This window comes from Pseudoalteromonas sp. (genome assembly GCF_041613455.1).
Classification (GTDB): domain Bacteria; phylum Pseudomonadota; class Gammaproteobacteria; order Enterobacterales; family Alteromonadaceae; genus Pseudoalteromonas.
The window spans coordinates 1-11,448 of record NZ_JBFJHD010000096.1 but is presented as its reverse complement, the minus strand read 5'-3'; the positions used below and the strand labels follow the sequence as shown (position 1 = coordinate 11,448).

Here is an 11,448-nt window from a genome sequence, read left to right as displayed (position 1 = left end):
TTTTAGCGACCTGCTGCGCTTTATGTAAATGCCCTAAAGCAACATAGTGAGCGTGTTCGCCAAACACCTTCGCGGCAATCGCTTCTTCACCACCAATCACTAAGTTACGCTCTGAATCACTGGAAATGTTACCGCCTTTGGCATGTAAGTGACCCATAACAATTAACGGGCTATGTTCACTTTGTAACTTAGCCGCATGCTCAAGGGCAAATTCATATGCCTTTTTAACGCCCTGTGCGTAGCTAGGGCCGTTTTCTGTTTGGCTAAGGGGACTTACATCGCTGCTGCGTAAAAATGGCATGGCAACAATCACAGCGCGTTTGTTGTTAGTGTTAATCGTGAGTACCACGTCGCTGGGGCTCGCTGCATCAAAGCGCCCTACTACATGAGTATCGAACTGTGCCAGTAGCGGTTGCGCGGCTAAAATGCGGTTTGCTGAATCGTGGTTACCGGCAGTGATCACTATATGTAATTGTGGGCAGCGTTTTTTTGCTTCTTTAATAAACTGATAAAGTTGATTTTCGGCGCTCGCGCTGGGCGTCGCTGTATGATAAATATCGCCGGCAACCAGGAGTAAATCAATCTGTTGCTCAACCAGGGTGGTTAACAACCAAGCGAAAAAAGCGGCGTGTTCGTTGCGGCGGTCATGCTCATAAAATTGTTGGCCAAGGTGCCAGTCTGAGGTGTGAAGAATTTTCATCAAGCGCTCTTAAAAAATCATAAGAGCGCCAATATACCCAAGGTAATTTAAGATGCAACTTTATCGCTGTTTCTTAATAGGGTCAGTGGGGGTTAATGCTATCCTAAGCTATACCATCCAGCATACACTACCGGTAAAGCTAAAATCACCATGGCAAGGGTGAACTTAAACGCTTTATTATTTTTTGCTTGTAACGTGGCTAATGCATTCTCTTCGTTACAAGCAGCCACTTTATCAATGTAAAGATAACCCGAGTTAATATATTGTTTACAGTTTTGAGCATCTGCAGGAATAGCAATTAGTTTTTGCTGCTTTTTTAGAACATAAAAATCCATACACCACCACACTTTTACTACTAAATAATAATAAACGTATCTGAAAATAAAAGTAAAAAATTACTCTCAAATGAAAAAAGTGGCCGATTCTAAGTATAAACGCAGACAAAGATCAACCTTAAACTTCACTATTGCTGCTTTCTCATACAAAGGGACTAAGTTAATCGCCAAATAACCAGCTACAAAGCCATTTTCGGCTAAAAATAGCCCAGTATTACTCGCTATAGATTGCTTATATTTGGCCGTATATGCGTCCGTTTTCTGTGTGTTTCGCTGTCTTTATTGTAAACCCCCTTTACAGTTTTTAACGGAGCATCGCTTATCGGCTGATGTTATCAATCCCACTAGATGTAAAAAAATAGTGAATACTAGCCTGAAAAAGTAACACTTTATCGCTAATTAATTGAACCAAATCGGCAATTTTGTCACAGTGCGTTCACGATTAAATCTCAGGATAGATAATGAAAAAAACCATCATTACACTTGCTGCTGCGTTATTACCGCTGCTCATTTCAAGCGCCGCTTCAGCGTCTGCTGTGCAGCAAACTAAAGGCAGTTATGAGGATAAGTTCCGCCAGCTCGATGAAGTATTGCCGACTGCTAATGTATATCGTAGTGCCGCCGGTGAGCCGGGTGAACGCTATTGGCAACAGCGCGTTAATTACGATATTGATGTGCAGCTAGATGAAGCTAAACGACGTATAACGGGAAGCCAAAAAATAGCCTATAAAAATAACTCGCCGCATACGTTAAAATATTTATGGTTACAGTTAGATCAAAATATTTTTAAAAATGATTCGCTGGCAGAAGCGAGCCAAACTTTCAACAGCAGCCTAAAAAGCTTACCCGCCGACAAGCCCGCAAAATTAAGTTTAGGACAGCTACGCCGCCAACAATTCCTTAGTGACCATGAACTGGGCTATAGCATCAGTAATGTAGTTGATGATGCAGGTAAAGCATTGCGTGTTACTGTGGTAGATACGCTGATGCGTATTGATTTAAACGAGCCATTAAAGCCGGGTAAAGAAGCAGAGTTTAGTATGAACTTTGCGTTTAACTTGGTAGAAGAAGATGCCGTAGGCGCGCGTGCTGGTTATGAGCACTTTGAAAAAGACGGCAATGATATATTTTTAGTGGCGCAGTGGTTTCCGCGTTTAGCTGCGTATACCGATTACGAAGCATGGACTAATAAGGCCTTTTTAGGCAGCGGCGAGTTTACCTTAGAGTTTGGTGATTACGATGTTGAAATTACCGTTCCTAGCGATCATATCGTAGCGGCAACCGGAGAGCTTGATAACGCCAGTAGCGTATTAACCCGCACTCAACGCTCGCGTTTAAAACAAGCTGAAACCGCAAAGCGCCCCGTGTTTATTGTGACCGAACAAGAAGCACTAGAAAACGAAAAATCGCGCACAACGAGCAGCAAAACATGGCACTTTAAAGCCGATAACGTGCGCGACTTTGCGTGGGCATCGTCACGTAAATTTATTTGGGATGCCAAAGGCTACCAGCAAGGCGGTGACGAACAACCGTTAGTGATGGCTATGTCGTTTTACCCGAAAGAAGGTGGCGATTTATGGAAAAAGTACTCCACCGAAGCGGTTATTCATACCATGGAAGTGTATTCACAGTATTCATTTGATTACCCCTACCCTACGGCGCAGTCGGTAAACGGCCCTGTGGGTGGCATGGAATACCCGATGATTACCTTTAATGGCCCTCGCACCAAGCTGCAAGACGATGGCTCGCGTACTTACTCGCAAGCCGAAAAGCGCTTTTTAATTGGCGTAGTGATCCACGAAGTGGGGCATATTTATTTTCCAATGATCGTTAATTCAGATGAGCGCCAATGGACCTGGATGGACGAAGGGTTAAATAGCTTTTTAGATGGTGTAGCTGGGCGCGAGTGGGATCCAAGTATTCCATGGGGGGTTGAGCCACGCGATATTGTGGCCTATATGAAGTCAGAAGTGCAAGTACCTATCATGACCCAATCAGACAGCGTATTACGCTTAGGACCTAACGCTTATACTAAGCCTGCTGCGGCACTGAATATTTTGCGTGAGGTGATTTTAGGCCGTGAGTTATTTGATTTTGCCTTTAAAGAATATGCCCAGCGCTGGAAATATAAGCGCCCTACTCCCGCTGATTTTTTCCGTACTATGGAAGAAGCCTCGGGGGTTGATTTAGATTGGTTTTGGCGTGGTTGGTTTTACAGCACAGATCATGTCGATATTGCGTTAGACAAAGTATACCAACTGCGGTTAGATACGAAAAATCCGGATATCGATTTTAGCCGCTTGCGCGATATTGAAGCTAATAAGCCAACCTCATTATTTGTCGCACGTAACCGCGCAGCAGGCAAACAGACTTGGGTAGAGAAAAACCCCGATGTCACAGACTTTTATGACGAAAACGACCGCTTTACCGTGACCAATAAAGAGCGTAACGCCTACCAAAAATTTATTAAAGGCTTAGAGCCCTGGGAGCGAAAAACGCTAGAACGCGCACTCAAAGAAGACAAAAACTACTATGTGATGGAGTTTTCTAATCTAGGTGGTTTGGTGATGCCTATCTTGTTAGAGCTCACGTATGCAGACGGCAGTAAAGAAGACCGTTACCTTCCGGCAGAAATATGGCGTCGTAACCATAAACAAGTGCAAAAGCTGATTATTACCGATAAAGATAAGCCACTGCAATCGGTATCGATTGATCCGCGCTGGGAAACGGCCGATGTCGATATTGAAAATAATAATTACCCGCGACGTATTATTCCTTCACGTATTGAAGTCTTTAAAAAGAAAAAAAGCAAAGCTAAAGTCAGTCGCGATATCATGCAAGATATTAAAACCGAACTTAAGCAAGATGACCCTAAAGACGGCGAAAAAGCTAACACAGAGGAGCAGCAATAATGCGCGTATGGCTTATTATTGTGTGTGTGTTAGTGGCATCCTCCGCGATGGCGCATCAACTTAAGTCATCGGTTACAACGGTGTTGTTTAACCAACGCACTAATAATATAGAGCTGATGCACCGCTTTTATTTGCACGATACCGAGCACGCTGTCGCGACGTTATTTAATGGCAAGATTGATATTATTAGTAATAAACAGGATCAACAACGCTTTGCTAAATACGTAGAGTCGCATGTGGCACTAACAACGCTAGACGGTAGCCCGTTAGCGCTTAACTTTGTGGGTGCCCAAGTGGATGGCAAGTTTTTTTGGGTTTACCAAGAAGCCCCCATCCCCGCAGATATAGCCGGCATTAAAATGAGTAACGGAGCGTTGCGCGACTTATGGCCGGCGCAAGTAAACATGGTGAACGTGGAAGGCAAAGGAAAAATTAAAACCTTACACTTTAGCCAAGATGACACTTGGCTTGAGGCGCGTTTCGAACCCATGTAACCCCCTGCAACCCCGCCTGTAATTAATGTCGGCGGGGTTGTTATATAACGCCTATGCTTTTGTGATCGACTTACTGTTTAATTACGTTAATATAGTCTACTTAGCTTTGTCTAAGTGGGTAATTTACAGCAATTGTATTAAAGGTTTTGGGTAGTCGCTAAGTGGGTTGATGTTATGTTTTTAGTACTATTGCCGGTTGGTATCTGTGAGTCGTTAACTAGGTGCCGCTACACTGTATCGTCATGTCAAGGAAAGAGAGCAAATGCAGAGTGAAGCAATTAAAGGTGTGATTTTTGATTTAGACGGCACGTTAGTCTCATCAGAATTAGATTTTTCATTAATAAAACAACAAATAGGCTGCCCGTGCGAGCAAGACTTACTGGATTATATTGCCCAGCTGCCGTCACCGTATATGCGCGAAGAAGCGATGAATATTGTGCATCAACATGAGATGCAGGATGCGCAGCATGCGCAATTATTGCCCGGTGTACATAATGCGGTGCAGTTACTTAAAGCGAAAAACATTCCCATGGCGATTGTCACCCGCAACTTTGATAAAGCGGCAGCTATTAAGTTAAGAAACAACCCACTGCCGATTGATATGGTGCTAACCCGTAGTGACGCGCCAGCAAAACCCGATCCCAGTGCGTTAAACGTAATTGCCAGTAGCTGGAATATTAGCCCTGCTAATTTATTGTACGTTGGTGATTTTTTATATGATATTCAAGCGGCACATAATGCCAACATGCGCGCCTGTTTATACGCGCCGGGGGAAGTGCCTAGTTATGCCGATCAGGCCGATTATTTATTACATGACTTTAATCAGTTAGTGAGCTTAATAGACAGTAATACACAAAAATTAGCGTTATGTTAAATGGCGCTTTATTTTACTTTTTAGCCAACCAATTACCCTAATATTAAACTGCTGGCGTAGTTTTGTAGCGGGCTATTGCTTTTATCATAAGCCTTAGTAGCGCTTCCTCTTCGTGCTGATAATGACGCAAGCTGTGCCGCGTAGATAAAATTTACCCACTCCTACCTTAAAGCGCAACAGCCCCTAGCCCAATACGTTTTCAATTGGTAAAATGGCTTAAGTTTAACGCATTCATTAGAGGCATAAGATGGGCAGAGCATTTGAAGTCCGTAAAAGTTCGATGGCTAAAACAGCTAACGCAAAAACTAAAGTAAATTCAAAATACGGTAAAGAAATTTACGTTGCAGCTAAAAATGGCGAACCCGACCCAGATGTGAACCAAAGCTTGCGTCGTTTAATTGAACGCGCTAAAAAAGATCAAGTCCCCGCTCACGTAATCGAAAAAGCAATTGAAAAAGCAGCCGGTGGGGCAGGGGAAGACTACGCCACGGCACGCTACGAAGGGTACGGCCCAGGTAACTGCATGGTGATAGTTGATTGTTTAACCGACAACCCAAATCGTACCATTAAAGATGTGCGTTTACCGTTTACCAAAACAGACTCTAAAATAGGTACGCCGGGCTGTGTTGCGCATATGTTTGATCATTTAGCCGTGCTGGGTTTTGCCGGTGACGATGACGAAGTTGTGCTAGAAGCGCTAATGATGGCCGATGTAGACGTCACCGATGTGGAAGCTGAAGACGGTAAAATATCGGTATTTGCGCCGCATACCGAGTATTTTAAAGCGAAAACGGCATTGGAAGACGCATTTGCAGACATTAATTTTGAAGTAGATGAAATTACCTTTGTACCACAAGTGCATATTGAGATAAGCGATGAAGAAGTAATTGCTAATTTCGATAAGTTTATCGCTATGCTAGAAGACTGCGACGACGTACAAAACGTATATCATAATGCTATTGTAAAAAACTAGTTGTACTGAGCAAGAAGAAAACAACAAAAAAGCGCGCTTTGTGTAGGCAAAACGCGCTTTTTTGCGGTTAACATTCATTACACTGTTTATTATGGCGAGGGTGGTGAATGTTAGCCATTCAGCTAAGTTATCAATAGCGGCCGTTATGCGTGGATAATAACCAAAAACCAGCCCGTAGGCTGGTTTTTATCATTTAAGTTTTGCGTATTACGCTGTTATTGACCTTGCTGCGCTTTAAATTTTAAGCGATAGCGATGTAATAATGGCTCAGTATAGCCACTGGGTTGTTTAGTCCCCTCTAGTACTAAAGCCAATGCCGCTTGATACGCAACACTATTGGCAAGGGTTTCTGCGTTTGTGGCCATAGGCTGATATGCGCTGTCGTGCTCGTTTTGGCCATCGACCACTTTAGCCATTTTGGCCATGGTAGTGTTAATTTGTTGCTCGCTGCAAATACCATGACGCAACCAATTTGCCATATGCTGGCTAGAAATACGTAACGTGGCCCTGTCTTCCATTAAGCCAATGTGGTTAATGTCGGGCACTTTAGAGCAACCAATACCTTGTTCAACCCAGCGTACTACATAGCCTAAAATACCTTGTGCGTTATTTTCCAGCTCGGTTTGAATATCTTCTTTACTGAGTTGCTCGGGCTGCTCCATTAAGGGCGGGGTGAGCAAGGTGGTTAAACTTGCTGTGGCGCGCTCTGCTAGCTGTTGTTGTACGGCAAATACATCAACATCGTGATAGTGTATCGCATGTAAAGTGGCTGCCGTCGGGGAGGGCACCCAGGCGGTATTGGCGCCCGACTCAGGATGAGCCTGCTTTTGTTGCATCATTAACGCCATTTTATCGGGCATTGCCCACATGCCTTTACCTATTTGCGCTTTATGACTTAACCCACAGGCTAGGCCTATATCGACGTTGCGGTCTTCATAAGCGCTGATCCACGGCTGTGCTTTTATTGCCGCTTTTGGTAGCACTACCCCGGCGTGCATCGAGGTATGAATTTCATCACCGGTTCTATCTAAAAAGCCGGTATTAATAAACACCACGCGCTGTTTAGCCGCGTAAATACAGGCTTTTAAGTTAGCTGAGGTACGGCGCTCTTCATCCATAATGCCCATTTTTAGGGTGTTCTTGGCTAAATCCAGCGCGTCTTCAACCATGCTAAATAGCGTATTAGTAAAGGCCACTTCTTCCGGGCCATGCATTTTTGGCTTAACAATATTAATGCTTTGTGCGGTTGAATTTTTCACCTGACTTTGGCCGTTTAAGTCGTGCAGGGCAGCGGTGGCGGTAAACATCGCATCCATAATGCCTTCATACACGTCGTTACCGCTTGCATCGGTGATCGCAGGGTTGGTCATTAAATGTCCGACATTGCGCACAAACATCATGCTACGGCCTTTTAAGGTTAACGTTTCGCCGTTTAGCGCGGTGTAGTGACGATCTGCTTGCAACGTACGCTCTATTAGGTTATCGCCTTTTTGAAACGACTCCACTAAATTGCCTTGCATTAAGCCTAACCAGTTTTTATACACTTGCACTTTATCTTCGGCATCAACCGCCGCCACAGAGTCTTCGCAGTCCATAATGGTGGTTAACGCCGCTTCTAGTACCACATCTTTTAAGCCCGCTTTATCAGCTTGGCCAATCGGGTGGTGATGATCGATTTGCAGCTCTATATGTAAGCCATTATTTTTTAATAATAGCGTGCTTGGGTTTTGCGCTTCGCCTTGATAGCCAACGAGTTGCTCAGGGTTTTTTAATGTTGTTTGCGAGCTGTCGCGCAGGGTAATGATTAATGCGCCATTTACCACTGAGTAGTTAGTGCTTTCTATGTGCGAGCCATTTTCCAGTGGTAAGGCTTTATCTAAAAACTGCCTAGCGTAGGCCATCACCTTAAAGCCCCGCACTGGGTTATAGCGTTGGCCTTTTTCGGCGCCGTCTTCTTCGCTGATTACATCGGTGCCATATAGGGCGTCGTATAGCGAGCCCCAACGGGCGTTGGCAGCATTAAGAGCAAAGCGTGCATTACTTACCGGGACTACTAACTGCGGGCCGGCGGTTTGTGCTATTTCGGGTTCAACATTGTCTGTTTCAATACTAAAGTTTTCTGGTTCATCAACCAGATAACCGATGTCGGTTAAAAAAGCATGGTACTGCGCGTTATTCCAACTTTTATTGCTTAAGTGATAGTCATCAATTTGTTGTTGTAGCTGCTCTCGTTTAGCCAACAGTGCCGTGTTAAGCGGCGTTAAAGTATGCACTATATGGGCAAAGCGTTGCCAAAATTGCTGCTCTGTTAAGTGAGTGCCGGGCAATAATTGGGTGCGAACAAAGTCAGCAAGTTGGCTATCAACGCTGAGTCCTGAGTGGGTGAGAGTATGGGTCATGGTAACAATCCTTAAACGGTCGCGGTGTGTAAATTTTTATCTGCGTGGTACAACCATAACGCAAAAAAGGCGGGTTGAGGGTGTTTTGTGTATTCATAGTATGTATAGCGGTAATAATAACTATAAATTTACTAAATCTAAAAAATAGGCCTAATGTTGAATTAAGCGCTGTGCTACACAGTTAAAAACGCAGCCACTCTCACAACACTATAATAATTTACCCGTTCGAAGGACTTTAATTATGACAACCTATAAAAGCGAAACAGATACTCTAACCACACTTTGCAAACAAGCAGGCAGTGCGTGGAACACCATTAATCCAGAATATGCCACACGCATGCGGTTACAAAATCGCTTTCGTACTGGAGTAGACATTGCGCAATTCACCGCTGATATTATGCGTGCAGATATGGCCGCATACGACGCAGATACCAGCCAGTACACCCAGTCATTAGGTTGTTGGCATGGTTTTACGGCACAGCAAATGATGATGGCGATTAAGCGTCACCAAAAAACCACCAAACGCAGCTATGTCTACTTAAGCGGCTGGATGGTTGCTGCACTGCGCTCTGAATTTGGCCCGTTACCGGATCAAAGTATGCACGAAAAAACCTCGGTGCCTGCGCTCATCGAAGAAATTTATACCTTCTTAAAACAAGCCGATGCCCGTGAGCTAGACCATTTATTTAATGAGCTCGACGAAGCCAAAGCCAATGGTGGCGATGTACAAGCCGTGCTGAATAAAATTGATAACTTTGAAACCCACGTAGTGCCGATTATTGCCGATATTGATGCCGGTTTTGGTAACGAAGAAGCCACTTATTTATTGGCTAAAAAAATGATTGAAGCGGGCGCCTGTGCGATTCAAATCGAAAACCAAGTGTCTGATGCAAAGCAATGTGGTCATCAGGCGGGTAAAGTAACCGTACCCCATGAAGACTTTTTAGCAAAAATTAACGCGGTGCGTTATGCCTTTCTTGAACTAGGTATTGATAACGGTATTATTGTTGCGCGTACCGATTCACTCGGTGCGAGTCTTACGCAAAAAGTGCCGGTGTCGAAACAGCCTGGCGATCTGGCTAGTCAGTACAACGCATTTTTAGAAACAACGCCTATTAACGGGGTCGATGATTTAAACGAAGGCGACACGGCAATGAAGCTGAATGGCAAGCTGTGTAAGCCAACGCGTCTTGAAAATGGTTTATACCAGTTCCGCGCAGGCACAGAGAAAGATCGTGTTGTGCTTGACTGTGTGACGAGCCTGCAATCGGGAGCAGATTTACTGTGGATTGAAACAGAAAAACCGCATGTGAAACAAATTGCCGAGTTAGTTAATCGTGTTAAACAGCAAGTGCCTAATGCTAAGCTGGTTTACAACAACTCACCATCGTTTAACTGGACACTTAAATTCCGTGAGCAAGTGTATCAGCAGTGGCAGGAAGAAGGCCGTGACCTTAGCGCATACCCAAGCCTTGATGATAACAAAGCACTGATGGCGCCAGAAATGGATGCCACGGAACTTGCTGCAGCAGCCGATGTGTTAGTCCAAAACTTCCAACGTGATGGCGCACGTGAAGCGGGTATTTTCCATCACTTAATCACCTTACCGACTTATCACACTGCGGCGTTGAGCACCGATATTTTGTCGGAAGGCTACTTTGGCGACCTAGGTATGTTGGCTTATGTACGCGATGTACAACGTCAAGAAATTCGTCGTGAACAAGCGTCGGTTAAACACCAAGACCTAGCGGGTTCAAACATTGGCGACACTCATAAAGAGTACTTTTCCGGTGAAAACGCGCTAAAAGCCGGTGGTGAAGATAACACCATGAACCAATTCTGATGCAACTAGATAGTAATGTGTAAAGGGCCGTAAGGCCCTTTTTTTATGTCGCTATATAAATATTAAACCATGACAGATCAGTATTTAACTAGCTTAGCGAAAACAGGGATCAGCATTTAACTAGCTTAACGAAACAGAGATCAGCATTTAACTAAGCTCACTGTAAAGCCCATTATTTTATCCAAATAGGCTTTAAATTGCTTTTGCTGCCGAGAAATTACACCGTAAGTGCTTGATTGTGTGTTTTTCTGCGAGCGATTTGAGGTTAATAAACCGATTTTTTACTAACCTAGCGTGTGCACAAAACACTTTTTTACTAACTAAAGCCCTATAAACACTAGCGCAAAGCGGTTTTTTACTAACTCGCAGCGGTTTTGTGGTTATAAACCGAAATTTTACTAACTGAAAAAAGCCTAAGTCCGATACCTAACTGGGTTTTAAGCTTTGTTTGCTTATTAGCCAGCGTTTAGATGGCTGCAGCTCTTGATTGCTTTATTTGAATAAAGGCGTATATAGTTAAAGTGGACTATACAAGGCGAGGGGTTTAGTTGGTTTGGCGTTGTTTGACATTGCGCGTTTAATGGCTAAGGTGACAAGGCACTCACGCACTGAGTAATTGATACAGCTCGACGACTATAACTGCTGCACAACGCTGCAGCTGTAACCTAGTACGATGCTTTAAGCGCTTAAAGCTAGCAAAAAGTGAGTTGCAGGGCGGGTTACACCTAGGTTAGGTGATGATAAGCATGATGCCAAGCAGCCACAACTGTAAACCCCCTTTACAGTTACTCCTAAAGTAAAAAGCCACTGTTAACAGTGGCTTAAAAATATTAATCAATCACTTGTTTTACTATTTACTGTGTTTATCAAACCACCATTGAATATAGGCCACTTTAGTCATTAAGTTAGAAGGTCGCG

Annotated in this window: 8 protein-coding genes; 5 read left to right on the top strand and 3 right to left on the bottom strand. The window is 43.9% G+C overall.

Translation table 11 applies throughout. The annotated features are described in order from the left end of the window. Both ABYB02_RS10170 and ABYB02_RS10165 read right to left on the bottom strand, forming a co-directional pair. Window positions 1–700 (bottom strand): exonuclease SbcCD subunit D (locus tag ABYB02_RS10170; RefSeq protein ID WP_372762353.1); only part of this gene is annotated, 700 nt, incomplete at its 3' end. A gap of 98 nt (window positions 701–798) precedes the next feature. Next, window positions 799–1,035 carry a hypothetical protein gene (locus ABYB02_RS10165; protein ID WP_372762352.1) on the bottom strand — a complete coding sequence of 79 codons (237 nt, stop codon included), beginning with the start codon at window positions 1,033–1,035 and terminating at the stop codon, window positions 799–801. Window positions 1,036–1,496: 461 nt separating this feature from the next. On the opposite strand from ABYB02_RS10165, the gene ABYB02_RS10160 reads away from it, so the two are divergent. From ABYB02_RS10160 to ABYB02_RS10145, 4 genes are all read left to right on the top strand, one after another. Next, complete coding sequence (locus ABYB02_RS10160) at window positions 1,497–3,947, top strand: M1 family metallopeptidase (RefSeq protein ID WP_372762351.1); 2,451 nt, start codon at window positions 1,497–1,499, stop codon at window positions 3,945–3,947. Next, window positions 3,947–4,441, top strand: coding sequence for a DUF6702 family protein (locus tag ABYB02_RS10155; protein ID WP_372762350.1), 495 nt, complete (start codon window positions 3,947–3,949; stop codon window positions 4,439–4,441). The genes ABYB02_RS10160 and ABYB02_RS10155 overlap by 1 nt, the downstream gene beginning before the upstream one ends. Before the next feature lie 262 nt (window positions 4,442–4,703). After that, the gene (locus ABYB02_RS10150) at window positions 4,704–5,315 is read left to right on the top strand and encodes an HAD family hydrolase (protein ID WP_372762349.1); all 612 of its coding nucleotides are present in this window, start codon (window positions 4,704–4,706) and stop codon (window positions 5,313–5,315) included. 247 nt (window positions 5,316–5,562) lie between these two features. Further along, the gene (locus tag ABYB02_RS10145; RefSeq protein WP_372762348.1) at window positions 5,563–6,288 is read left to right on the top strand and encodes a YebC/PmpR family DNA-binding transcriptional regulator; all 726 of its coding nucleotides are present in this window, start codon (window positions 5,563–5,565) and stop codon (window positions 6,286–6,288) included. Between the two features lie 215 nt (window positions 6,289–6,503). Here the strand turns inward: ABYB02_RS10145 and ABYB02_RS10140 are convergent, their stop codons facing one another. Further along, complete coding sequence (locus tag ABYB02_RS10140; protein ID WP_372762347.1) at window positions 6,504–8,687, bottom strand: malate synthase G; 2,184 nt, start codon at window positions 8,685–8,687, stop codon at window positions 6,504–6,506. 241 nt (window positions 8,688–8,928) lie between these two features. On the opposite strand from ABYB02_RS10140, the gene ABYB02_RS10135 reads away from it, so the two are divergent. After that, on the top strand, window positions 8,929–10,530 hold the full coding sequence (locus ABYB02_RS10135) for an isocitrate lyase (protein WP_372762346.1): 1,602 nt from the start codon (window positions 8,929–8,931) through the stop codon (window positions 10,528–10,530). Window positions 10,531–11,448 lie beyond the last annotated feature (918 nt).